The following is a 23287-nucleotide window of genomic DNA, read 5'->3' on the forward strand; positions in this document are numbered from 1 at the left end:
CCGGACGCCCACCCAGTCGACGTCACCCGTCGGTCGTTCACGATACCCGTCGCTCCGCAGTTCGCGTCGAAAGAAGCGGAGTGGTCGGGTGCGGACACCGACGCCGGCGACCGGACTACGCGCCGGCTTCCTCGAAGGCGTCTTCGAGCTTCTCGGACTGCGTGACGCCGACGAATCGCTCGACGACGCCGTCGTCGTTCTCGACGACGATGGTGGGAATCGAACGCACCTGATACTCGTTGGCGACGTCCTGGTTCTCGTCGACGTCGACCTTCTCGAAGGTGACGCGGTCGCCCCACTCCTCCTCAAGCTCTTCGAGGATCGGGTCCTGGGTCTTGCACGGGCCACACCAGTCGGCGTAGAAGTCCTTCAGGGTGACAGTCATCGTTCTACCCCGAACTAGACCGGGCCACGCCGATAAGGATTACTCACGGAACGGCGATTGCCGTTACCGGCGTTCGTCCGCAAGGATTAGGGTGGTGGACGCCGAACCGGCCTGTATGAGCAGCGGCCAGAACTCCGGCGGACTGATGTCGAGCGCCGGACTCGTCCGGTACTTCGACTCCGAGGGGCGCAACGCGATCCGAATCAATCCCAAGAGCGTGATGGCGTTCGGGGCCCTCTTCGGCGTCCTCGTCATCATGCTGAACGCGCTGACGGTCTGAGCCGGGAGCCTTTTTCTCTCCGCGACCCAAGCGGTGGTATGACACTCGAAGTCGGCGTCGTCGCCGTGCAGGGCGACGTCTCCGAACACGGCGACGCCGCCCGTCGCGCGGCGGCGAACCACGGCGAGGAGGCGGTCGTCCACGAGGTGCGAAGTGCGGGCGTCGTCCCCGACTGCGACCTGCTGTTGCTCCCCGGCGGCGAGTCGACCGCCATCTCCCGGCTCCTCGAACGCGAGGGCATCGACGAGGAGATCGTCGCCCACGTCGCAGCGGAGAAACCCGTGTTGGCGACCTGCGCGGGGCTGATCGTCGCCTCGCGCGACGCCCGCGACGAGCGCGTGGAGACGCTCGGGCTCGTGGACGCGACGGTCGACCGGAACGCGTTCGGCCGGCAGGTGGACAGCTTCGAGGCCCCGCTGGACGTCACGGGTCTCGACGAACCGTTCCCCGCGGTGTTCATCCGCGCGCCCCTCATCGACGAGGTCGGCGACGGCGTGGACGTGCTGGCGTCGTGGGACGGGAAGCCCGTGGCGGTCCGTGACGGTCCGGTCGTCGGAACGTCGTTCCACCCGGAATTGACGGCGGACGCGCGCATCCACGACCTGGCGTTCTTCGAGAACGCGGAGGCGGCGCTGTGAGCGCCGACGCCGACCCGGGGTCGGACGCGGGCGACGAGCGCCTTGACGCGAGCATCGCGGGCGTGAAGGTCGCGGGGACGGCGGACGGCCCCGCACCGGTCGTGCTCGTCGACGCCGCGGACGAGGCGGACGTCCTCCCCATCTTCATCGCGTTCGAGGAGGCCATGAGCATCGCGCACGGCGTCGACGCCGCGGACGTGGGCCGGCCGCTCACGCACGACCTGCTCCTCGACGTGATCGAGGAGCTCGGCGGGCGGCTCCTCGACGTCGTGATACGCGCGGAGTCCCACGGCACGTACTACGCGGACGTCAACCTGCGGACGCCGCGCGGGGAGACGACGGTGGACGCGCGTCCGAGCGACGCGCTCGCGCTCGCGGCGCGGACGGACGCGCCGATACGGGTCGACGCCGGGGTCTTCGAGGCGGGGCGACGCGAGCGCTCGGCGTTCGACGACCTCCAGGACATCCGGGAGGTGGCGGCGGAATGAGCGACGACCACGACGGGAACGACGGGCACGCCGCGGACGACGCACCCGACGGCGAGGTGCTCGAAGGCCTCTTCGACGTCATCGAGGACCGAAAGGAGACGCTCCCGGAGGGCTCCTACACGGCGTCGCTGTTCACCCACGAGAAGGGCGAGAACCGCGTGCTGGAGAAGGTGGGCGAGGAGTCCACGGAGTTCGTCCTCGCGGCGAAGGACGACGACGGCGCGGAGATGGCGGCGGAGGGCGCGGACCTCGTCTACCACCTGCTCGTCGCGCTCTCGATGCACGACGTCGACGTCGAGGAACTGCTCGACGTCCTCCGCGAGCGCCAGGGGTAGGCGATGGCGGACGGGACGGCCGAAGCGAACGACCGAGCGGAAGCGAAGAGCGCTGACGACGGCGGGGTGGATGGCGGCGACGGCGGGGTGGATGGCGGCGACGGCGGGGTGGATGGCGGCGACGGCGGGGTGGATGACGGCGACGGCGACGGTGGGATGGACGCCGAGACGAACGCCCGGGACGACGGGCCGCCCCCGCACGTTCGGGACGACGCGGCGGACGACGTCGACTACCGCGCGCACCCGGCGGCGTACGAGGTCGGGCGCGGCGAGGAGGGCGTCTTTCGCGTCCAGCCGTACAAGTCCGAGCTCCTGCCGCTGTGGGGGTACGCGGACCGCGAGACGGCGGACCGGGCGGGGGAGGGAATCTACGAGCGCTTCGAGGCGTACCGCGCGGCCGGCGACGTCGTCGGGATGGACATGGCCCGGAAGTACCTCCAGATGGGGTACACGCGGGCGATGCGCTACGCGCGCTACCCCGGCGGACGGAAGTACGTGGACGGGGAGGAGCGCGACCCCGAGCACTGGTCGGACCACGACAAACGCGAGGCCGCGCTGGTCTTCTCGGTCTGGCTCGAATCGGTGCGCAACGACGAGGCCTATCGACGGCTGAAGGCGCGCCACCGCGCGCACGCCTGAGGGTCAGGACGAGGGTGGTCCGTGCGCCTCGGTGACGCCCTGAGGCGGCGATACGTGCGTTTTTACGGCTCGCCCCGCTAGAGCGCCTATGATCTTCGAGGACCTTCCGACGACGCCCACGTCGGAGGAGCTGCTCGACAAGGCGTTCTCGCGAGCGGCGCGGGCGGGCCGGGCGAAGTCGGGCGTCGAGGCCCAAGAGTCGATGTTGCAGACGGCGTCGAACGTGCTGAGCGACAACCTCGGGAACGTCGTGACGGCGTGGCCGGACTTCGACGAGGTCGACCCGTTCTACCGCGAGCTCGCGGACGCCGTCGTCGGCGTGGACGAGGCGCGCACGCACCTCTCCGAGGTGACGTGGGCGTCGCGAAAGACGAAGTCGCTCGGTCGAGAGTACATCGGCCGACTGCCGCGCGAGGACGCTGACGCGGCGAAGAAGCTCCGCAAGCAGGCGTTCGCGCGGATGGGCTCCGTCCTCCGCGAGATCGAGGACGACCTCCAGTTCCTCAACGAGGCCCGCGACGACCTCAAGACGTTCCCGGACATCCGGCCGGACGAACCCGCCATCGTCGTCGCCGGCTACCCGAACGTCGGGAAGTCCTCGTTCGTGAACGCGGTGACGAGCGCGCGCAACGAGACCGCACGATACCCCTTCACGACGAAGGGCGTCCGCGTCGGGCACATCGCTCGCGACCACATCCGCTATCAGCTCGTCGACACGCCGGGCCTGCTCGACCGGCCGGCGGACGAGCGCAACGACATCGAGGAGCAGGCCGTCTCAGCGCTGACGCACCTCGCGGACGCCGTGCTCTTCGTCGTGGACGCCTCCGCGACCTGCGGCTACCCCCTGGACGACCAGCTCGCCCTCCAGTCGGACGTCCGCGCGACGTTCGTCGAGGGGACGGAGAGCGACATCGGCTTCCTCACCGTCTGCAACAAGAGCGACCTCTCGACGGACGTCGAGGCGGACGCCTACATGAGCGTCGAGACCGGAGAAGGCGTCGACGACGTCCTCACCGCGGCCATCGACGCGACGGGCTACGAGCCCGAACTGCCGACGCGGGACTAAACACACCCGCGAAGCGCTTCACCGTCCGGCGGCCGGCGAACACCCACGCACGGACGGCGAGCGGGGAGCGTTACCCGGCGGCGTTCGGGCCGCGGGTCGGCCGCACGAGAGCGGCGTTCGGGCCAGGTTCGGGCGCGGTCGTCGCGTCCACGCCGCCCGCGGCACCGCTCGCGCTCTGTATCTCCACGAACCGGACTTGGACGGCGACGTCGTAGCCGGTCGCGTCGTGTATCTCCTCTCTGAGCGTCGCCGCGAGGGTCGGATACGTCGACCCGTCCGGCCGGCCGACGGTGAGCACCACGCGGTCCGGCACGGTGATCGGCGACGGTGTCCGCGCGTACGTCACCTGCACGTCGACGAGCGAGAGCGCGGCGTACTCGCCGCTCTCGAAGGTGTCCTGCACCTCCATGCGCGTCGTCTCCTCGAACTGCCCGTGCTGGTAGGAGGAGTAGGTGACGCCGCCGAGGAACAGCGAGAGGACGGCGATGGCGACGGCGAGCGCGGCGATGCGCTTGAGGGTGGCGCTGCGGGCCTCGCTGAGCCGGAACCAGTGTTCGGGGCGATAGCCCTGGTACCAGAGGACGGCGAGCGCGGCGAGGTTGATCGAGAGGAAGTTCACGAGGACGAGGACGGTGGAGCCGACGACGGTCGTCGGGAGCCCCCACGCGAGGCCGATGCCGATGACGGCGGTCGGCGGGACGAGCGCCGCGGCGATCATGACGCCGACGAGCGCGGTCGAGACGCCGGAGGAGAGACTGAACGCGCCCGCGACGCCCGCCGCGAGCGCGACGGCGAGCGAGAGGAAGTCGGGGGTGAGGCGTTCGCGTATCTGCCCGATCGAGAGCAGTTCCTGGGGGGAGAGCGGCGGGACGAGGTGAACGGTGCGCGCGAGGAACGCGAAGCCCGCGGCGGCGGCGACGGCGGCGACGAAGCCGACCGCTTGGAGCTTGACGCCGCGGAGGAACATCTCGCGGTCGTCGACGACCGTCCCGACGCTCGTCGCCATCGCGGGGCCGATCAGCGGCGCGATGACCATCGAGCCGACGACGACCGCCGGCGAGTCGAGGAGGAGGCCCGCGGCCGCGACGACCGCCGAGACGACCGTCATCACGAGGAACGGGCCGAGCTTCGGCGCGAGGTCGGTCGCCTTCGCCGTGATCTCCTCGCGGGCGATGCGGTCCTCCGACTCCTCCTCCTCGTAGCGCTCCTGGAGCTCCTCGAACTTCTTCGAGACGACCGTCTCGGCGTCCACGACGACCGTGTAGGCGTCGCGTTCGAGGCCGGCGTCGCGGAGCGCGGAGAGGACGTCCTCGACGGCTTTCGTCGGGAGCGGGAAGTAGACGACACCGGTGTACCCCTGACTCCCCGTCTCGTCCGTGACGACGTAGTCGATCCCGCGCTCCTCTAGCTCCGCGAGGATGGTCTCGCGTTTCCCGGCGGGGACGACGACTTGGACCAGACGCACGCACGGACGTGCACCCGGCCCGAAGAAAAGCGTGTGGGAACCGTTACGCCGCGGTGTAGGTCGCCTGCACCGAGACGGAGACCGAGACCGGCGCGTCGTCGATCACGGTGCGGTCGGCGCTCGCGCCGCCGCTCGCCGCCGTCTCGTACGCGATGGGGCCGTAGCCGCCCCCGACGGAGACGGTCTTCAGACCGGTCACGGACAGGTCGGCGGCGTCCGCGGCCGCGTCGGCCTGCGAGCGCGCGTCACCCATCGCCGCGTGGATGGCCTCCTCGCGGAGGTCCGCGCGCGTCCCCTCGGAGAGCGTGAAGCGCACGCCGTCGACGCGGTTCGCCCCGCCCGCCACCGCGGCGTCGAGGACGTCACCCGCCCGCTCGGGGTCCTGCACGGTAATCGCGAAGGCGTGGACGGCCTCGTAGCCGTTCGTCGTCGTCTCCCCGTCTGGGCCGCGCTCCGTGCGCTCGTGGACGCGGTACGCGGTCGTCTCGACGTCGTCGCTCGCCACGCCCGCGTCGGTCAGCGCCTCGCGGAGCGCGGACGCGTTCTGTGCGACGGCGGCGCGCGCGTCGTCGGCAGAGGCCGCGCTCGCGGTCACCGCGACGGAGACGACGGCCTGGTCGGGGTCGGCGGACGCCGAGCCGGACGCGGAGACGTCGATGGTCGTCGCGTTCGACGCCGCATCGGTCGGTGCGGCCGTCTGGGCGGGCGTAGGTGCGGTCCCGCCGCCCGTCCCGGCGGCGGCGACGCCGGCGGTGACGACGCCGACGGCGGTGAGTAGTGCGAGCAGTGCGAACGTTGCGTTGCGACGCATGAAAGGGGATAGGCGCGCTGGGAACGTCAACACGTCGGAGGGTCAAACGGCGGTTTGTCCCACGCGACGAAAGACACAACCGCCCCGCGCGGCTACGTCACCCATGTTCGAGAACCGACCGGACCGCGATGCGGAGATCGTCCTCCTCGGCCGGTCGAACGTCGGGAAGTCCACGCTGATGCGCGAGATCACCGGTCACGACTTCACCACCGGCGGGAAGCCGGGCGTCACGCGCCAACCCAACCACTACGACTGGGCCCCCGAGTCGTTCGTCGTCACCGACCTCCCCGGCTTCGGCTTCATGTCCGGCGTCGAGGAGGAGCGCCAGGAGTCGATCAAGACCGACATCGTCCGATACGTCGAGGAGCACGCCGACGCCATCCTCGCCGGCGTCATCGTCCTCGACGGGAAGGCCGCCATCGACATCATCGACCGCCACACCACCGAGGAGGAAATCCCGCACACCGTCGAGCTCTATGGTTTCCTCCGCGAGCTCGGCATCCCGCCCGTCCTCGCCGTCAACAAGATGGACAAGGTCGACGACCGCGACGAGCGACTGAACGACATCGCCGACCGCTTCGGCCTCGTCCCGCCCTGGGAGCAGTGGCAGGACACCATCGCGCCCGTCACCGCGAAGAAGGGCGACATCGACGCGCTGAACGACGCGGTCCGCGTCCACCTCGAAGCCGCCAAACGCGACGACCTCAAGAAGTTCTTCTAAACGACCTTTTTGCCGTGCTACGAGAGGCCCGAGGCCTCTCGGCATGACGAAAGACGGCTTCGCCGTCTTTCGGACCACTCGGGTCGCCGCAGACGAGCCGCTCGCGGCAAAAATCTCGGCCTCTGCGAGAGGTCGTAGACCTCTCGCTGCCCCCGCAGAACGCCGCGCGTTCTGCGGACAAAAACTCCCGCGCGCCGCAGGCGCGCGGACCGCGATAGCGGTACTGCACCGCGACGGCCGCCGTACCCGCTCCGCATCGGCCGCCGCGCCCGCTCCGCGGCGGTCATTACTCCGTATCGGCTCCCCCGACGTTCGACGGTCATCACCGCCCCGCGTCGGCCGGTTCCCACCCGGAGTCGCTTCGCGTCGCGCTCCGTCGCGCGCTCGTGTACGTGCGAGGCCCGCGGTGAATCCGCGACACCGTGCCGAACCTACACCGCGTCGTCGAGATGGTCGATGACGAACTCGATGAAGGAGTCCTGGCGGGCGAAGTAGGCGGCGTCGACGGCGACGGAGAGGCCGGTCGTGGCCGAGACGGGGAAGTGCAACTCGACGGCGTCGGCAAAGTACGTGACCGTGCACCGATGGTCGCCGTGGCGTTCGCGGAAGACGTCCTCGATGTAGTCGGCCTCGAGCGACTTGAAGCGCATCTCCTCGACGGCGCGCTCGATGGCGTGCTCGTCGTAGTCGGCGGCGACGTCGTCCCGGACGTACTGGAGGTCGTAGTCGGACGCCGTGTAGACGACGACGGAGCGGAGGTCGTCGCCGACGCGCTCGCACAGGTCGTCGAGGATACCCCGTCCCCTCATACGGGATGCGTGCCAGTCGTACCCACAAAAGCGTTCCGTCGGGCGATTTCGTGTCACACGAGCACCAGGACGGCGAGCGCGGAGGTGAGAAGGCAGGGGAGTGCCACGTCAGGCGACGCGGTTGACGAGAGCTCCGTCGGCGGCGGCGTGCCGGAGGTTCGTCCGGACGAGCCGGGCGACGTCGGTAGGGTACTCCCGGTCGAGGGGCGCGGCGTGGGGCGTGACGAGCACGTCGTCGAGGTCCCAGAGCGGCGAGGACTCCGGGAGGGGTTCGGTCTCGAAGACGTCGAGCGCCGCGCCGGCGAGGGCGTCGGTCTCCAGCGCCGTGACGAGGGCGTCCTCCTCGACGACCGCGCCGCGGGCGACGTTCACGAGGTAGGCGTCGTCGCGCATCGCGGCGAGCGCGTCCGCGTCTATCAGCCCGCGCGTCGACGCCGTGAGCGGGACGGCGACAGCGACGAACCGGGCGTCCGCGACGGCCTCGTGGAGGCGGTCCGGCGTGTAGACGGTGCGTACGTGCGGCGTCCGCGCCGGGGTGCGACGCACGCCGTCGACGTGCATCCCGATGGCGTCCCCGCGCGTGGCGATGCCGCGGCCGAGCGTCCCGAGGCCGACGACCGTGAGGCGCTCGTCCCGGAGCGTGAACGGTGCGTCCCACGCCGGCGTCGTCCACGTCCGCTCGGTCTGGGCGTCGCGGTACTCGTGGAGGCGGCGGGCGAGCGAGAGCATCAGCCCGAGCGTCGTCTCGCCGACGGACGCGCCGTGGATGCCCGTCGAATTCGTCAGGGCCGTGCCGGCGTCGCGGTACGCCTCGACCGGGAAGTCGTCGTAGCCCGCGCGGATGCAGTGTACCCAATCGAGGCCGACGAACGCGTCCGCGTGGCCGAAGGTCACGACGGCGTCGACGGCCGAGACGTCCTCGTCCACCACGGAGACGGCCGCGTCGACGTCTTGGAGCTGTTCCACGAACGCGGCGGGCGGGCAGACCGCCCCGACGGACTCGTGCACGCCGAGACGAGCGATGTCCATGCGACTAGCTACCGAGAAATCGACGTTCAATCTTGCGGAAGGGCGACTCGGGAGAAAGGCCTCGTCACAAGGGGCTCGGAGGGGGTAACTCCTCGTCACCGTCGCCCGCGTGGACCGTGGGCCCGCGCGTCTAAACGCCTTTCGAGGCGCGCGGCCGCTGTCGGACCGAAAGCGCACGCGAGTTCATCCGCGATGGCGGGCGAAGGGCTCGCCGTGCGCCACACATAGGCCGGGCGGGGTGCGCGAAACCCGACGGACGACCCGCCCGGACGGCCGCGTCCGTCGTGCCCGCCACCGGCCACGCTACTGCCAGTCGCGGAGCGCCGCGAGGTCGGCCGCAGCGCTCTCGACACCCGCCTCGTCGAGGACGCCGTCCTCCGTGACGACGCCCGTGACGAGCGACGCGGGTGTGACGTCGAAGAGGGGGTTCACGACGTCGAGGGACGCGTCGCCGTCGTAAAGCTCGGCCGACGGTGCGTCCTCGACGTCGGGATCGTCGGGGTCCGTCTCGGGGGCAATCTTGTCCGTCGCGCAGACCGCGTAGACGGGGACGTCCGCCTCTGCGGCGGCGAGCGCCGCGGCGCGCGTCCCGACCTTGTTCACGACGCTCCCGTCGCGCAACACGGTGTCCGCGCCCACGAGCACCGCGTCGACGGCCGCGACGAGCGACGCGACCGCGGCGTCCGTCGTGAGCGCCACGTCGAGGCCCGCGTCGGCGAGCCGTTCGGCCGTATCGACGCCCTCGCGGCCGGTCCGTGACTCCGCGACGACGACGCGCTCGGGGGTCGCGCCGACGACCGCGTCGAAGGCCGTACCGGAGCGCGAGAGCGTCAGGAGCGACGCGCCCGCGAACTCGGCGGCGGCGGCCGCGGCGGCCTCGTCGTCGGCGGCGAGCGCCGCGTCGAGCACCGCGGTCGCGCTCGCCAGAATCCCGTCGGCGTCGGCCGTGTCCGCCTCGGCGACGACGCGGTGCACGCGGTTGGCGACGGCCGCCATGCTCTCCCTCGCGGCGAGCAGGTCGCGCGCCGTCCCGAGAAGGGCGTCGTAGTCGGCTCCGGCCGCGGCGTCGTCCCGCAGGACCTCACAGGCCCGGAGCGAGATGTACGCGGAGCCGTGGGTCCCGTCGTCGCGCACGCTCTCGACGGTCGGCCGGACGCGGTCGTAGGACGTCCAGAGCCGTGGCACCGTCTCGCGCTCGCGGATCGCCGTCGGCGACACCCACTCGTAGGTGGTCGTCTCGTAGTTCGGCGTCACGTCGCGCGTGTCGCAGTCGAAGAGATAGGGGTGGACGACCCAGCGGGTCCCGCGCTCGTCGTCGGTGACGGGGAACGGGTCGCCCGCGCGGGCGAGCGTCGTGTCCGTCTCGGGGTCGATGCCGGTCTCCTCCCGGACCTCGACGCGCGCCTGCGCGTCCGGGTCGCCCTCGGCGTGGCCGGCGACGGCGCCCCACCGGCCCGCGTAGGAGCCGACGTCGTCGCTCCGCCGAAAGAGCAGGACGTCGGTGCCGTTGCGCAGGAAGACGGTGACGACGTGTGTCTCCTCCATGCGTGCCGGTCGGGTCGGCTCCCCGTTAGCTTCGGGGGCCGCGGCGGCGTCGGTATCGGTGTCCGTGTCGGGGGATCGGCGGCCCTTTAGCGACGCCGACGGAACTGCGGATATGGAAGCGTTCGCAGTTCCGGGACTCCCCGAGTTCGAGGCGGGCGACGACGTCGCGGCGGCAATCGAGTCCGCGTCCGACCTCCGCGACGGCGACGTCGTCTGCGTCGCCAGCACGATCATCTCCAAGGTCGAGGGGCGAACGGCCACCCTCGACGACTACCCGGCGGGGCCCCGAGCACGCGAGATTGCGGCGCGCTTCGAGGAGCAGACCGGCGAGGAGCGCGACCCGCGTTTCGCCCAAGCAGTACTTGAGGAGTCGACGGACCTCGTGATGGACGAACCGTTCCTCCTGACGGAGACGCGCTTCGGACACGTGGGCGTGAACGCCGGAATCGACCGCTCGAACACGGGCGGGGCCGAACTCCTCCTCCTCCCGGAACACCCGAGCGAGTCGGCACGCCGCATCCACGAGAGCCTCGCGGCCGACGTCGCGGTGGTCGTCACGGACACCTCGGGGCGGCCGTTCCGCCACGGCCAGACCGGCGTCGCCATCGGCTGGGCGGGGATACCGGCGTCGCGCGACTGGCGCGGCGAGACCGACCGCGACGGCCACGAACTCGAAGTGACGGTCGAGTCGGTCGTGGACGAACTCGCGGCGACGGCGAACCTCGTCTCCGGCGAGGGCGACGACGGGACGCCGGTGGTCGTCGTCCGCGACTGGGCGTTCGGCGACCACGAGGGGAGCGAGAACCTCTATCGGGACGTCGAGAGCGACTTCGTCCGGCAGGCGCTCCGCGAGTGGCATTACGACGGGTAGAACGGAGGGGCGGACGTGAGTTAGCGCGGCTGACCGTCGACGTATCCGGTGTCCGCGCCACCGACGAGGTCGGCGAGCGCACCGCCACCCAAGTAGACGGAGACGACGCCGAGGACGACGAAGAGCGCGACGCTGCACAAGACGAGGAGCGCGGGGACGATGCCGAACGCGCCGAGCAGGATGTCGACGAAGACGATGGGGTTCGCCATACGCGCGTCGACGGCGGCCGGCCCCTTAGCTCCCGGTGGTTCCGCGCGCCCGCCGCGAGCGACGCCGGGTCGGCCGGGCCGAAGGCGATGCCCGAGCCCCATACGGGTGGGTCGGGGTTCGGGGTGAGGGATTATCCGCTCGCTTCCCGTACGGGGTGGTGTGAGCGAACCAGACGTCGGCGTCGTCTGTCGGGTGGCACTCGACACGGGAGTGTGCGAGGCGTGTGGGGCGGGCGCGAACGTGCGCTGGCGAACCGAACGGGGGTGGTACTGTGCGGACTGCACGGACTGGTGAGGGCGCGACGGCGCGGCGCGCGGGACCCGACGACGCACGAGTGAGCCGCGGCGCGGCGAGTGGCGTCGGTGGTGGTCGGCCGTGACGGAGGGGTCGACGCGGGCGGCGGACGCGGAGCGCGGCGTCGAGCCGCTCCCGGTGGCGGAGGCGCGTGCGCTCGTCGAGCGCGTCACGGAGAACGTCGGGGAGGTCGTCGTCGGAAAGGCGGACGTCGTCGAGGACGCGCTCGTCGCGCTCCTCGCGCGCGGTCACCTCCTCTTAGAGGACGTCCCGGGCGTCGGCAAGACGGTGCTCGCGCGGTCGCTCGCCGGCTCCATCGACGGGACGTTCTCCCGCCTCCAGTTCACGCCCGACCTACTCCCGAGCGACGTCACCGGGACGAACGTCTTCGACGAGGCGGCGGGCGGGTTCGACTTCCATCCGGGTCCGGTGTTCGGGAACGTCGTCCTTGGCGACGAGATCAACCGCGCGCCGCCGAAGACCCAGAGCGCGCTCCTGGAGGCGATGGCGGAGGGACAGGTGACGGTGGACGGCGAGACGCACGCGCTCCCCGACCCCTTCTTCGTCGTCGCGACGCAGAACGCCGTGGAACGCGACCGCGTCTACGACCTCCCCGCGGCCGAGGTGGACCGCTTCACGAAGAAGTGCACGCTCGGCTACCCGGACGTCGAGGAGGAGGTCGAAGTGCTCGGACGCGTCGTCGGCCATCACCCCGTGGCGGACGTCGAACCCGTCACGGACGTCGCGGCGCTCCGGCGGGCGCGCGAGACGACGGCACGCGTCGAGACCGCGGAGCCGGTGCGTCGCTACGTCGCACGCCTCGTCGCGGAGACGCGAGAGCGCGCCGCGCTCGGCGTCAGCCCGCGCGGCGGCGTCGCGCTCCTCCGGTGTGCGCAGGCACGCGCCGTGCTCGACGGGCGCGACTACGTCGTCCCGGACGACGTGAAGCGAGAGGCGCGAAGCGTCCTCGCGCACCGGGTGCGCGCCGACGCGGGGGGCGACCTCGGCGGAGAGGACGCGACGCGCGTCGTCTCGCGCGCGCTCGACGCCGTCGACCCCGAAGCGCCGTGATGCGACCGACCGGCCGCGGCGTCGCCGTCGTCGCGGTCGCCCTCGCGGGGTTCGTCAGCGCGCGGGCGTTCGGGACGCGCTCGCTGAACGCCGTCGTCGTCCCCGCTGTCTGCGTGTTCCTGCTCGCCGCGCTCGTCGTCGCACGCGCCGACGCACCGCGCGTCGTCCGCGACCCGCCCGCGGACGGCTTCCCCGGCGACGACCGGCGCGTCTCGCTCGCCGTGAGGGGCGACGGTGCGCTCGTCACCGTCCGGGACGCGCTCGGGACGGGGCTCGACGGCGACGGCGTGGTCAGGAGCGTCGCGGACGGCCGCGAGGGAGGCTACGACGTCACGCTCCGCGAGCGCGGCCGCCACGCCGTCGGTCCCGCGACGGTCGTCGTGAGCGACCCGTTCGGCCTGTGGCGGCGGTCGTTCGCGGCGGAGGGCCGGGACGAGGTCGTCGTCTACCCGAGCGTCGTCCCGCTCGGTACCCCGCCGCGCGCGCTCGCCGGGGCGGTCGGGACCGCCGGCGGGCGCAGCGAGTTCGCCGGCGTCCGCGAGTACGTCCGCGGCGACCCGCTGCGCGACGTGAACTGGAAGGCGTCGGCGAAGCGCCCGGACGAGTACCTCGTCACGACCTACGCGGGCGACGGCTCGGACGCACGCGTCGTCGTCGCCGTCGACGTCCGCGAGGGCGGGGACCCCGACCGGGCCGCGGTCGCCGCGGCAAGCGTCGTCGTCGCCTGTCTCGACGCCGGCGTCGCCGTCGGCCTCCGCACGCCGAACGGCACGCTCGCACCCGCGAGCGACGCGGGGACGCGACGGCGCGCTCTCGAACTGCTCGCCGACCTCGGGCGGGCGGAGTCGGGGAGTGACGCCGAAGGCGCGCGCGTCGTCGTCTGCGCCGGGGCGGATGGCGTGACGGTCAGCGTCGACGGCGAGACGCGCCCGGCGGCCGAACTCCTCGGGGAGGGGAGGGCGTGACGCGACGCGTACCCGTGCTCGGGCGGGTGACCCCCGCCCGGCTCGCCGCGCTCGCTTGCGTCGCCGTCCTCTCGGCGTCGTCGCTCGCCGTGCTCTACCACGTCGTCGACGTCGTCGGCGACCTGACCCTGTTCTGGGCGGTGTTCCTCGGCTCGCTGGCCCTCGCCGCGCTCGCGCAGGCCGTCCGACCGCGGTACGCGCTCGCCGTCGGCGTCGTCCTCCTCGGCGCGGGTCTGTCGGCGTACGTCGCCACCGCACCCGAGAGCTACGCGCGCTCGCTCAGCGTCGCGCGGGTCGCCGACGACGCCGTCACGCTCCTCACCGGCTACTCCGTGCTCCGGATGGTGAACGTGCTCGTCTGGGCGCTGGCGATGATTCCCGCGCCCGCGTTCCTCACGTGGTACTTCGCGCTCCGGGACCGCTACGCGCCCGCGGTCGGCGTCGCCGGCCTCGCGCTCGGGTTCTTCGTGCTCACGGGCGACAGCACGGGCACCGCGACGCTCGTCGGCGCACTCGCCGCCGCGGGCGCGGTCGGCCTCGGGACCCTCGATTCCCACGGCGCGACCCGCCGACAGCTCGAAACGGTCGGTCTCGTCCTCGCGCTCGTCGCCGTCGCGCCGGTCGCCGTGTCGGTCGCGCCGGGCGGCAGCGGGGCGACGTTTAGCGGCGTGGACACCGCGCCGACGACGAGCCTGACGAGCGCCGAGGAGCGAATCGGTCTCGGTGGGGCGCTCGACCTCTCGCCGGCCGTCCAGTTCGTCGTCCGCGCCGACCGGCCGGGCTACTGGCGCGTCGGCACGTACGACCGCTATACGGGGAACGGCTGGGTCCGCACCGGCGACGGCGGGTCGCTCGCACGACCCGAGGGGGCGAGCGAGCGCGTCACCCAGCGCGTCACCGCGAAACGGCCGCTCTCGGCGATGCCGGCGGTCGCCGAGCCCGTCGCCGTGGATGACGTCGACTACCGCGTGACGAGCGGCGGGACGCCGGTCCCCGAGAACGCGTTGACCGCGAACGAGAGCTACCGCGTCGTCAGCGAGCGATTGCGCGGCGGCCAGCGCGCGCTCTACGCCGCCGGGACGGACTACCCGGACGGAATCGAGCGCCGATACCTCCAAGTGCCGGACACGACCGGCGACGAGGTGGACGCGCTCGCCGCGAACGTGACGGCGAACGCCTCAACGCCCTACGGGACGGCCCGCGCCATCGAGCGCTGGCTGGAGCGCACCAAGACCTACTCGCTCGACGCGCCCGCGGCGAACGACCACCTCGTCCGGACGTTCCTCCTCGATACGGGGACCGGCTACTGCGTCCACTACGCGAGCGCGATGGTCGTCATGCTCCGCGCGGAGGGCGTCCCGGCGCGCTTCGTCACCGGCTACACGCCGGGCGAGCGGACCGGCCTCGGGACGTGGACCGTCCGCGGCGTCGACTCGCACGCCTGGGTCGAGGTCTACGCCCCCGACACCGGTTGGGTCCGCTTCGACCCGACGCCCACGGGCGCGCGCATCGACGCCGAGCAGGCCGCACTCGAAGACGCAACCGGGGGCGACGGCGGGGCGGACGACACGAACGAGGCGGCGACCACCTCGACCTCGACGTCGACGACGCCGACCACCACGACACCCACGGAGACGACGACCACCACGTCGACCACCGCGAACGCGACGTCGTCGGCGACGGGAACGAGGATGGACGGGGCGAGCGGGCCGACGCTCCCCGACCCCCGGACCCTCCTGCTCTGGGTCGCCGTCGCGCTCGGGGTCGGTGCCGTCGCCCGCCGGCTCGGGCTCCTCGAACGCGGCTATCGGGCGCTCTGGGTCCGCTGGCTCCCCGAGGGCGACCCCGAGGCGGTCGTCGCGGGCGCGCACGAGCGGATGCTGTACGTGCTCGCCCGCCGCCACCGGCCGCGCGAGACGGGCGAGACCGTCCGCGAGTATCTCGACGCGGTCGACGCGCCGACGCCCGCACGACGCCTCGCGTCCCTCCACGAACGCGCGCGCTACCGAGGCGACGTCGGGAGCGACGACGCCGCCGACGCCCGCCGGGCGCTCCGCGAACTACGCGGCGGAAACGCCCGCCCGTAGCCCGTTCGTGGCGTCTGGCGACAGTATTTTGTAGCCCGACACCCAACCGCTAACCGTAATGTCGGACGTATGCTCGACGTGCGGATTGCCCGATGAACTCTGCGTCTGCGAGGACGTCGCCAAGGAGTCCCAGCAGATCACAATCCGCATCGACGAGCGCCGCTACGGGAAGGAAGTCACCGTCGTCGAGGGACTCGACCCGAAGGACGTCGACCTCGACAGTCTCTCCTCGGACCTCAAGTCCAAGTTCGCGTGCGGTGGCACGGTCGAGGACGGCGAAATCGAACTCCAGGGGAACCACTCGGGCCGCATCGAGGACTTCCTCCGCAACAAGGGCTTCAACGTCGCCTGACGACCGTTTGCTGCGGGCGGCGAGCCGCCCCGGCAAAATCTCGGCTAAAAGCGCGGCGCACTCCCGTCGCGGCCTTCGGGGCCGCGATGGTCGCGCTCGCGCCTCGCGCCCGACGATGCGAGCGGGTATCGGGGCCGTGTTAGCTCCGCCCCGCGTTCATCCCGTCCTCAGGTTTTCACGCGTGTAGCGGTGACTCCGAAGAGGGCGGGCGAAGACGACGTGATCGCTCAGAAGGGCGCTTCGGGGCCTTCGTCGGGCCCTCGACGTCCGGCGTCGGCCGTTTCGAGGTCGCCGTCCCACGCGACGAGGCCGCCCGCCATGCTCTGCACGGTGGCGTCGGCGTCGACGCCCTCGTAGGAGGCGATGAGGTTCGCGGCCTGCACGCTCGACTGGCCGTGCGGGCAGACGGTGACGACGTGCTCCGCGCCCGCGAAGCGCTCGACGTCGCGGGTGAGCGCCGCGAACGGGACGTTCTCGCTTCCGGGGATGTGGCCCTGCGCGTACGCGCCTTCCGGGCGGATGTCGACGATGCGGACGTCCGCGTCGTCCTCCACGAGCGCTTCGACCTCCTCGGGCGGTATCTCGCCGTCCATACGTCCGAGGGTGGCCGCCCGCGCGCATAAGCGCCGCGGTCAGCGCGGGTCAGTCCAGATAGCCGTCCGCCCGCGCGAGGAGAATCCCCTCTATCGTGGCGTCGTTCGACGGGTGCTCGCGGGCGCGAGCGAGCGCGTCGGCCGCGGGGACGCGCGTCACCGTGAGGAACTCGTTGTCGTCGAGGTCGCGTTCGGTCTCCGTGAGCCCCTCCGCGACGGCGATTCCCCGCTCGTGTCGGAGGATGCCCGTGCTGCACGCGAACGATTCGAGGAGGGTCATCTCGTCGGCGACGTATCCCGTCTCCTCGCGGAGTTCGCGGCGCGCGGCGGCCTCGTAGCTCTCGCCGTCCTCGACGATGCCCGCGACGAGTTCGAGGCAGTGCTCGCTGATGACCGGGCGATACTGCTCGACGAAGACGACGTCGTCGCCGTCGATAGCGAGGACGACGACGGCGTCCGGGAGGTCCGCCCAGTAGTAGTCCTTCTCGGTGCCGTCGGGTTGCGCGACGCGGTCGTAGCCGCCGGTGTACCAGCCGGTCTCGTACTCGCTCGCGCGCTCGACGACGGGCCACGGGTCGGCCGTCCAGTCCATACCCCCGCGAGGGCGGGACGGTACAAAGCCATGCGGCATCCGGGGGTACGTTTATGCGCGCGGCCATCGACCTCCGCGTATGGACGCCGACGTCACGGCGAGCACGGGGCGCTACCTCAGCGCGGTGTTGCTCGTGAGCGCGCGCGGTGACGGTCCCGCTCGCACCGGCGAGGTCGCCGAGACACTCGACGTGAGTCCGGCCAGCGTCACCGAACGCCTCGACGCCCTCGCGGAGCGCGACCTCGTCGCGCGCGAGAAGTACGCGGGCGCGACGCTCACCGACGCCGGGGAGGCGGTGACGCGCGAGTGGATGTGGCGGCACTGTCTCGCCGAGAACCTCGTCGGGAGCGACGCGGAGGGCACGGACGCCGACACGGCCGGCTTCGGGAACGCCCTCAGCGAGGAGGCCGCGACCGCCCTCGAGGCCTTCATCGACCACCCGTGTAGCGAGTCGTGTCGCGCGCCCGACGCCGAGTTCGACGCCTGCAGTACCGACGTCAAACAGGCCTAGACGACGTCGCTGTAGAAGCGGCCGTGGACGATCCGCCGGAGCGTGGCGACGGCCGCGTCCGGCTCGTTCTGGTACGTCGCCGCGACGACCGTGTCCGCGAACGGGACGACGTGCCAGACGGCGTGCTCGACGTTGTCGCTCCCGTTCAGCCGGACGTCGAGGTCGGGGTGCTCATCGCGGAACGCCTCGAACTCCGCTTTCGTACCCACGGAGACGACGAGGAGCGACGCGAACAGCGCGTCGCGCGCCGTCTCGACGACGTCGCTCGTGACGCGCTCGCGGTACTCCTCACGGTCGAACTCCATCGCCTTCGCCGTCTCGCGGCTCACCGTCTGGGCCGCGGTCCCGAGTTCGCGGTACTGCTCGCTCGCCTCCGCCTCGGTCTCCGGCGCCAGAAATCCGCGTTCCTCCATACGCGTGAGAGGGCGTACGGCCCCTACTCGGTTTCGTCTTCGGACGTCGTCGCCCCGCTGTCGTCCTCCGCCCCGTCACCGTCGCGTTGCATCTCCCGCGTCATCTCCGCGGCCTCCTCGAGGATTCGCTGCGCCTCGGCGTCGAGTGCGCCGGCGCCCGAACCCGCACCCGCGCCGCCACCGCGAGCGCCGCTGCCCCCGCCGTGGTCGTGCCCGTGCTCGCCGGCAGGGTGCGTGTCGACCTCGAACTCGACCGTCTCGGCGTGCTCGGTGACGCGCGGTGCGAGCTCCTCGGTGCCGCCCGTCTCCCACCCGGGCGCGTGCTCGTCGAGCCACGACTCGTGGGCGTCGTCGCCCGTCACCGCGGCGAACGCGAGGTGGTCGGCGAGGTGCTCGGCGTTGGGGACGTGCTCGTCGCAGACTGGACAGGCGTAGCCCATGCTGGGGGGAAGGGGACGCGCGGCAAAAGTCGTGGCGTCCTCAGAGGCGCGCGACCATCACGAACGCGTCCTCGCCATCGGAGTAGTAGCGCGGGAGCGTGCGGAGGTACTCGAAGTCGAAGTCCCGGTAGAGCGAAATCGCGGCGTCGTTCGACCGCCGGACTTCGAGCTTGGCGCTCTGGACGCCCTGGGTTCGGAGCACGGACAACCCGCGGGAGACGAGGGTGTGGCCGAGTCCCGACCCCCGCGCATCCGGGTGGACCGCGATGTCCTTCACGTGGCCGAGCGGACGACCGTGGTTCGGAATCGTGTCCGCGACGACGTAGCCCGCGACGCCGTCGAGTGAGTCCTCGGCGACGAGGAATCCCGGGTTCCCGAGGTGGCGCTCGAACGCCGAGAACGGCCACGGCTGCTCGAAGGACGCCTTCTCGATTCGGAAGACGTCGAGGAGGTCCTCCCGGCGCGCCTGGCGGACACCGTCGTGCTCGACGCGATTGGCGGCCGTCGTCACACCACGAACTACCGGACGAGAGAATATGTAACCTGTGGCCCGACGGTCGCGTCGCTCGGCGGTGTTGAACGCTGGCGGTACCGGACGCTGGCGGCGCTCGGGGGCCGCGAAAAGAACGGAGAAGGTGGGTGACGTGCGTTCGTCTTAGTCGTCCGCGGGCGTCGCACCGCTGTCGCCCTCACCGTACTGCTGCTTCGTGAGGGAGAGTTTGCCGCCGGCGGCGAGGATACGGCGCTCGCGCTCGGAGGCGTCGAGTTGCGCCTCGGCCTCCCAGTCGTCGTTCACGCGGACCGTGAACGTCTCCTGGCCGGACTTGACGCCTTCCTCGACGTCGTCGACGATTTCGACGTCGTCGCCCTGCTCGATTTTCGCGTAGGTGTCCTCGTCGATGGTGAGCGGGACGAGGCCGAAGTTGAACAGGTTCGCCTTGTGGATGCGGGCGAAGGACTGCGCGAGGACGCCCTCGATGCCGAGGTACATCGGGCAGAGGGCGGCGTGCTCACGCGAGGAGCCCTGACCGTAGTTCTCGCCGGCGACCAGGAAGCCACCATCGGACTGCTTCGCGCGCTCCGCGAACGTGTCGTCGACGCGCGAGAGCGTGAACTCGGAGAGCTTCGGGACGTTGGAGCGGAACTTCAGGATGTCCGACGTCGCCGGGATGATGTGGTCCGTGGTGATGTTGTCCTCCATCTTCAGGAGGGCTTCACCCTCGAGGTGCGCGTCGAGCGGGTCCTTCAGCGGGACGTCGCCGATGTTCGGGCCCTTGATGAGCTCGTCGTCGATGGCCTCGTCGGGGCTGATGATGTCCGGGTCGTCCTGGCCCATGCCGGGGCTGTAGGAGTCGCCCATCTCGAGGCCGGGCGCTTCGAGGTCGCCGAGCTCGTCGGCGAGGTCGCGCGGGTCGACGATTTCGCCCTTGATCGCCGCGGCCGCGGCGACCTCCGGCGAGCAGAGGTAGACGGAGTCGTCCTCGATACCGGAGCGACCCTCGAAGTTGCGGTTGAACGTCCGCAGGCTGACGGAGTCGCTCGCGGGCACGTGACCGATGCCGATACAGGCACCGCAGGTCGCCTCGCTGAAGTTGACACCGGCGGCCATCATCTCGGCCGTCCAGCCCTCGCGGGCGAGCATCTCGGAGGCCTGCTTGGAGCCGGGCGCGACGATGAGCTCGGTGTGTTTTGCGACCTCGCGGCCCTCGACCATCTTCGCGGCCGGGAGGATGTCCTCGTAGGCACCGTTCGTACAGGAGCCGACCATGACCTGCTCGACGTCCTCGCCCGCGACCTCGCGGACCGGAACGACGTTGTCGGGCATGGAGGGCTGCGCGATGAGCGGCTCAAGGTCGGAGAGGTCGATGGTGACCGTGTCCGCGTACTCCGCGTCCTCGTCGGCCGAAAGCTCGACGTACTCGTCCTCGCGGCCGATGCGGCTGAGCCAGTCCTTCGTCTTCTCGTCCGTCTCGAAGATGGAGGACGTCGCACCCAGCTCGGTGCCGAGGTTCGTGATCGTCGTGCGCTCGGGGATGGTGAGCGACTCGGCGCCCTCGCCCGTGTACTCGAAGATTTTGCCGACGCCGCCCTTCACGGAGAGCCGGCGCAGCATTTCGAGCGCGATGTCCTTCGCGGTCGCCCACTCGGGGAGCTCGCCCTCGAGCTGGACGTTGACGACTTCCGGCACCTCGACGTAGTACGCGCCACCGCCCATGGCGACGGCGATGTCGAGGCCACCCGCACCGATGGCGAGTTCGCCGAGGCCGCCGGGCGTCGGCGTGTGGCTGTCGGACCCGAGGAGGGTCTTGCCGGGCGCGGCGAAGTTCTCCTTGTGGACCTGGTGGCAGATGCCGTTCCCGGGCCGGGAGAAGTACGCCCCATAGGTGCCCGCGGCCGACCGGAGGAAGCGGTGGTCGTCCGTGTTCTTGAAGTCGAACTGGTAGGTCTGGTGGTCACAGTACTGCGCGGCGAGCTCGGTCTGGACTTCGTCGAGTTCGAGCGCCTCGAACTGGAGCCAGACCATCGTCCCCGTGGTGTCCTGCGTGAGGACCTGGTCGATCTCGATCCCGATCTCCTCGCCGGTCTCGAGTTCCCCTTCGACGAGGTGGTCGTCGAGGATTTTCTCCGTCAGCGTTTGTCCCATAGCACCGGGAAGTCGGGAGCCGACGACTATAAATCCCGCGTGTTTACCCATCCCGCGAACGCCCGCGAAAACCGCCGCTCGCCGGCGATTCGACCGCGTACGACGAACTCGGAGAACACCGACTATCGGTTGCGAGACGCGTTCTTCGTGGTATTTCGTGACAGAGGGCGAACGTCGAAATCGACAGACAGTTACCCCGCCTCTCGACAGAGAACGACATGTTCGAGAGTGGCGCGTACGTCGCCGACGCACTCGGCGGCGTCGCGGACGAACAGGTCCAACCGAACGGCGTCGACCTCACCCTCGCGCGCGTCAAGCGACAGCGCGAACCCGGACGCATCACGACCGACGGCAAGACCGTCGGCGCACGCGAGGCCGTCGAGACGGTCGAGCGTGACGGCCGCGAGCTCTACGCCCTCGACCCCGGCTACTACGTCGCCGGCTACGCCGAGACCGTCCGCGTCCCCGAGGGACACGTCGGCTACGTCTACCCCCGCTCCAGCCTGATGCGCAACTCCTGCATGCTCCACACCGCCGTCTGGGACGCCGGCTACGAGGGGAAGGGCGAAGGCCTCCTCGAAGTCGGCCACCCCATCGAGCTCGAACGCGGCGCGCGCTTCGCCCAGTTCGTCCTCGCCGACGCCGACCACGAGGGAGAGTACGACGGCAGCTATCAGGGCGAAGGCGTCGAGTGACGGTGAGAACGGAACGAACGACGCGAACGTGAGAACGGGCGCGAAGGGATTTGAACCCTCGGCATCTTGGTCCGGAACCAAGTGCTCTGTCCACTGAGCTACGCGCCCTCACCACCCGATAGTCGGAGCGAGGGTAAAACGGTTGTGAAGCAGGTGGGTGCGGCGACGCGGACGTTCAAACGGGAGGACGCGCCGATCCCGAGACGTGACGTAACACCGAGCACGGACCGGAAAGCGAAACCGGCGGCGAACCGGTCCGTGTGCGCCCGCGCCGCCTGCACGCCACACGCGTAGCGGCCGCACGATCACTCCGTTCGAGCGATGGCGTGCCTCGCGGGTCGTTCCTCCCCGCTCGGCTACTGTCGCTCTCACTCCCTCGCTAGCGCTCAGTCGTTCCGAGCGACTTCGTGCCGCCCGAAGCCGTACCGGAGCCGGTTGGCGAGTCGCCGCGAGAACTTCGCGTCGGTCCGCGAGTCGAAGCGCTCGCCGAGCGCCGCGTAGATGAGCGGAATCGCCACCTCCTGTTCGAGCGACTCCTGCACCGTCCACGTCCCCGTCGAGCCGCCCGCGACGTGGTCGGCGACGGTGCCGAGGTCGCTCCCCTCCTCGCGGAAGGCCTCCTCGCAGAGTTCGAGGAGCCACGAGCGGATGACCGCGCCGTTGTTCCACGTGCGCGCGACGGCTTCGAGGTCGAGGTCGTAGCGCCCCTCGTGGAGGAGCTCGAAGCCCTCGCCGTACGCCTGCATGAGCGCGTACTCGACGCCGTTGTGCACCATCTTCACGTAGTGACCGCTCCCGGCGGGCCCCATCCGGTCGTGGCCCTGCGGTCCGGTGGCGACCGCGTCGAAGACCGGGACGAGTTCGTCGTACGCCCACTGCGGGCCGCCGACCATCAGGCTGAAGCCGAGTTCCGCGCCAGCGGGCCCGCCCGAGGTCCCACAATCGAGGTACGCGGCGTCGATGGAGTCGGCGCGGCGCGTCGAGTCCTCGAAGTGGCTGTTCCCGCCGTCGACGACGACGTCCTCGGCGTCGAGGTGCGGTTCGAGTTCTTCCAGCGCGGCGTCGACCGGGTCGCCCGCGGGCACCATCAGCCAGATGCGTTTCTCCGCGCCGAGCTGGTCGGCGACGGCTTCGATGCTGTTCGCGGGCGTCGCACCCGCGTCGGCCGCGTCCGCGACCGCGTCCTCGTCGATGTCGAACGCGACCACGTCGTGGCCCGCGTCGAGGACCCGATCAACTACGATGCGCCCCATCCGGCCGAGCCCGATGACGCCGAGTTCCATACGCGTGGGTCCCGGGGCGCGACCGTAGGGGTTGCGGTTCCCGCGGGTGGCCGCA

At 71.1% G+C, this 23287-nt stretch carries 29 protein-coding genes and 1 tRNA gene; 15 read left to right on the forward strand and 15 right to left on the reverse strand.

The features are described 5' to 3' along the window. Positions 1–115: 115 nt before the first annotated feature. The gene (gene trxA / locus IEX84_RS10365; protein ID WP_188872494.1) at positions 116–385 is read right to left on the reverse strand and encodes a thioredoxin; all 270 of its coding nucleotides are present in this window, start codon (positions 383–385) and stop codon (positions 116–118) included. A gap of 115 nt (positions 386–500) precedes the next feature. On the opposite strand from trxA, the gene IEX84_RS10370 reads away from it, so the two are divergent. From IEX84_RS10370 to IEX84_RS10395, 6 genes are all read left to right on the forward strand, one after another. Further along, positions 501–665 (forward strand): preprotein translocase subunit Sec61beta, encoded by a 165-nt coding sequence (locus IEX84_RS10370; RefSeq protein WP_188872495.1) that lies wholly within the window; start codon positions 501–503, stop codon positions 663–665. A 38-nt stretch (positions 666–703) separates the two neighbouring features. Beyond that, positions 704–1303 carry a pyridoxal 5'-phosphate synthase glutaminase subunit PdxT gene (pdxT, locus tag IEX84_RS10375; protein ID WP_188872496.1) on the forward strand — a complete coding sequence of 200 codons (600 nt, stop codon included), beginning with the start codon at positions 704–706 and terminating at the stop codon, positions 1301–1303. Further along, positions 1300–1791, forward strand: a complete 492-nt coding sequence (locus tag IEX84_RS10380) for a bifunctional nuclease family protein (RefSeq protein ID WP_188872497.1) — start codon at positions 1300–1302, stop codon at positions 1789–1791. Before pdxT ends, IEX84_RS10380 begins: the two co-directional genes overlap by 4 nt. Further along, entirely contained in the window at positions 1788–2126 is a 339-nt protein-coding gene (gene hisE / locus IEX84_RS10385; RefSeq protein ID WP_188872498.1) for a phosphoribosyl-ATP diphosphatase, read from the forward strand. The genes IEX84_RS10380 and hisE overlap by 4 nt, the downstream gene beginning before the upstream one ends. Before the next feature lie 156 nt (positions 2127–2282). Continuing rightward, the gene (locus IEX84_RS10390) at positions 2283–2765 is read left to right on the forward strand and encodes a DUF4385 family protein (RefSeq protein WP_188872581.1); all 483 of its coding nucleotides are present in this window, start codon (positions 2283–2285) and stop codon (positions 2763–2765) included. 88 nt (positions 2766–2853) lie between these two features. Next, on the forward strand, positions 2854–3831 hold the full coding sequence (locus tag IEX84_RS10395) for an NOG1 family protein (protein WP_188872499.1): 978 nt from the start codon (positions 2854–2856) through the stop codon (positions 3829–3831). Between the two features lie 70 nt (positions 3832–3901). Here IEX84_RS10395 and IEX84_RS10400 read toward each other — a convergent pair whose 3' ends face one another. Together IEX84_RS10400 and IEX84_RS10405 are read right to left on the reverse strand one after the other, a co-directional pair. Continuing rightward, a complete protein-coding gene (locus IEX84_RS10400) occupies positions 3902–5296 on the reverse strand; it encodes a TIGR00341 family protein (protein ID WP_188872500.1) in 1395 nt (464 codons plus the stop codon). Positions 5297–5339: 43 nt separating this feature from the next. Further along, a complete protein-coding gene (locus tag IEX84_RS10405) occupies positions 5340–6107 on the reverse strand; it encodes an SIMPL domain-containing protein (RefSeq protein ID WP_188872501.1) in 768 nt (255 codons plus the stop codon). Between the two features lie 103 nt (positions 6108–6210). Between IEX84_RS10405 and engB the strand changes: the two genes are divergently transcribed. Next, positions 6211–6828 (forward strand): GTP-binding protein EngB, encoded by a 618-nt coding sequence (gene engB / locus IEX84_RS10410; RefSeq protein WP_188872502.1) that lies wholly within the window; start codon positions 6211–6213, stop codon positions 6826–6828. Between the two features lie 431 nt (positions 6829–7259). On the opposite strand, the gene IEX84_RS10415 is transcribed toward engB, so the two are convergent. The 3 genes from IEX84_RS10415 to IEX84_RS10425 form a co-directional block, all read right to left on the reverse strand. Then, the gene (locus IEX84_RS10415) at positions 7260–7637 is read right to left on the reverse strand and encodes a hypothetical protein (RefSeq protein ID WP_188872503.1); all 378 of its coding nucleotides are present in this window, start codon (positions 7635–7637) and stop codon (positions 7260–7262) included. A 108-nt stretch (positions 7638–7745) separates the two neighbouring features. Further along, positions 7746–8666 carry a D-2-hydroxyacid dehydrogenase gene (ddh, locus tag IEX84_RS10420; RefSeq protein ID WP_188872504.1) on the reverse strand — a complete coding sequence of 307 codons (921 nt, stop codon included), beginning with the start codon at positions 8664–8666 and terminating at the stop codon, positions 7746–7748. A 303-nt stretch (positions 8667–8969) separates the two neighbouring features. Further along, positions 8970–10211 (reverse strand): NUDIX domain-containing protein, encoded by a 1242-nt coding sequence (locus IEX84_RS10425; protein WP_188872505.1) that lies wholly within the window; start codon positions 10209–10211, stop codon positions 8970–8972. A 112-nt stretch (positions 10212–10323) separates the two neighbouring features. Between IEX84_RS10425 and IEX84_RS10430 the strand changes: the two genes are divergently transcribed. Beyond that, positions 10324–11082, forward strand: a complete 759-nt coding sequence (locus IEX84_RS10430) for a coenzyme F420-0:L-glutamate ligase (protein ID WP_188872506.1) — start codon at positions 10324–10326, stop codon at positions 11080–11082. Positions 11083–11102: 20 nt separating this feature from the next. Here the strand turns inward: IEX84_RS10430 and IEX84_RS10435 are convergent, their stop codons facing one another. Then, on the reverse strand, positions 11103–11291 hold the full coding sequence (locus IEX84_RS10435) for a hypothetical protein (protein ID WP_188872507.1): 189 nt from the start codon (positions 11289–11291) through the stop codon (positions 11103–11105). 160 nt (positions 11292–11451) lie between these two features. Between IEX84_RS10435 and IEX84_RS14740 the strand changes: the two genes are divergently transcribed. From IEX84_RS14740 to yciH, 5 genes are all read left to right on the forward strand, one after another. Further along, positions 11452–11586 (forward strand): hypothetical protein, encoded by a 135-nt coding sequence (locus IEX84_RS14740; protein WP_268237652.1) that lies wholly within the window; start codon positions 11452–11454, stop codon positions 11584–11586. 81 nt (positions 11587–11667) lie between these two features. Continuing rightward, on the forward strand, positions 11668–12657 hold the full coding sequence (locus IEX84_RS10440; RefSeq protein WP_188872508.1) for an AAA family ATPase: 990 nt from the start codon (positions 11668–11670) through the stop codon (positions 12655–12657). Then, entirely contained in the window at positions 12657–13622 is a 966-nt protein-coding gene (locus IEX84_RS10445; protein ID WP_188872509.1) for a DUF58 domain-containing protein, read from the forward strand. The genes IEX84_RS10440 and IEX84_RS10445 overlap by 1 nt, the downstream gene beginning before the upstream one ends. Continuing rightward, positions 13619–15709 carry a transglutaminase domain-containing protein gene (locus tag IEX84_RS10450; protein WP_188872510.1) on the forward strand — a complete coding sequence of 697 codons (2091 nt, stop codon included), beginning with the start codon at positions 13619–13621 and terminating at the stop codon, positions 15707–15709. Before IEX84_RS10445 ends, IEX84_RS10450 begins: the two co-directional genes overlap by 4 nt. Positions 15710–15767: 58 nt before the next feature. Continuing rightward, the gene (yciH, locus tag IEX84_RS10455; protein WP_188872511.1) at positions 15768–16061 is read left to right on the forward strand and encodes a stress response translation initiation inhibitor YciH; all 294 of its coding nucleotides are present in this window, start codon (positions 15768–15770) and stop codon (positions 16059–16061) included. 227 nt (positions 16062–16288) lie between these two features. Here the strand turns inward: yciH and IEX84_RS10460 are convergent, their stop codons facing one another. Further along, positions 16289–16654 (reverse strand): rhodanese-like domain-containing protein, encoded by a 366-nt coding sequence (locus IEX84_RS10460; RefSeq protein WP_188872512.1) that lies wholly within the window; start codon positions 16652–16654, stop codon positions 16289–16291. 49 nt (positions 16655–16703) lie between these two features. Further along, positions 16704–17246: an NUDIX hydrolase gene (locus IEX84_RS10465; protein ID WP_188872513.1), complete on the reverse strand. Its 543-nt coding sequence runs from the start codon at positions 17244–17246 to the stop codon at positions 16704–16706. 79 nt (positions 17247–17325) lie between these two features. On the opposite strand from IEX84_RS10465, the gene IEX84_RS10470 reads away from it, so the two are divergent. Beyond that, complete coding sequence (locus IEX84_RS10470) at positions 17326–17757, forward strand: metal-dependent transcriptional regulator (protein ID WP_188872514.1); 432 nt, start codon at positions 17326–17328, stop codon at positions 17755–17757. On the opposite strand, the gene IEX84_RS10475 is transcribed toward IEX84_RS10470, so the two are convergent. The 4 genes from IEX84_RS10475 to IEX84_RS10490 all read right to left on the reverse strand — a co-directional run bounded on the left by IEX84_RS10475 (position 17754) and on the right by IEX84_RS10490 (position 21254). After that, positions 17754–18170 carry a DUF5809 family protein gene (locus IEX84_RS10475; protein WP_188872515.1) on the reverse strand — a complete coding sequence of 139 codons (417 nt, stop codon included), beginning with the start codon at positions 18168–18170 and terminating at the stop codon, positions 17754–17756. The two genes, IEX84_RS10470 and IEX84_RS10475, sit on opposite strands and share 4 nt — an antisense overlap. A 23-nt stretch (positions 18171–18193) precedes the next feature. Continuing rightward, positions 18194–18610 carry a DUF5810 domain-containing protein gene (locus IEX84_RS10480; RefSeq protein WP_188872516.1) on the reverse strand — a complete coding sequence of 139 codons (417 nt, stop codon included), beginning with the start codon at positions 18608–18610 and terminating at the stop codon, positions 18194–18196. A gap of 40 nt (positions 18611–18650) precedes the next feature. Next, positions 18651–19121 carry a ribosomal protein S18-alanine N-acetyltransferase gene (gene rimI / locus IEX84_RS10485; protein WP_188872517.1) on the reverse strand — a complete coding sequence of 157 codons (471 nt, stop codon included), beginning with the start codon at positions 19119–19121 and terminating at the stop codon, positions 18651–18653. Between the two features lie 144 nt (positions 19122–19265). Continuing rightward, positions 19266–21254, reverse strand: a complete 1989-nt coding sequence (locus IEX84_RS10490; RefSeq protein WP_188872518.1) for an aconitate hydratase — start codon at positions 21252–21254, stop codon at positions 19266–19268. 179 nt (positions 21255–21433) lie between these two features. Between IEX84_RS10490 and IEX84_RS10495 the strand changes: the two genes are divergently transcribed. Continuing rightward, entirely contained in the window at positions 21434–21949 is a 516-nt protein-coding gene (locus IEX84_RS10495) for a deoxyuridine 5'-triphosphate nucleotidohydrolase (RefSeq protein WP_268237655.1), read from the forward strand. Between the two features lie 35 nt (positions 21950–21984). On the opposite strand, the gene IEX84_RS10500 is transcribed toward IEX84_RS10495, so the two are convergent. After that, a tRNA-Arg gene (locus IEX84_RS10500) sits at positions 21985–22057 on the reverse strand. Between the two features lie 278 nt (positions 22058–22335). Beyond that, entirely contained in the window at positions 22336–23232 is an 897-nt protein-coding gene (gene gnd / locus IEX84_RS10505; RefSeq protein WP_188872520.1) for a phosphogluconate dehydrogenase (NAD(+)-dependent, decarboxylating), read from the reverse strand. Positions 23233–23287 lie beyond the last annotated feature (55 nt).

The sequence above is a fragment of the Halarchaeum rubridurum genome (genome assembly GCF_014647115.1).
Lineage (GTDB): Archaea > Halobacteriota > Halobacteria > Halobacteriales > Halobacteriaceae > Halarchaeum > Halarchaeum rubridurum.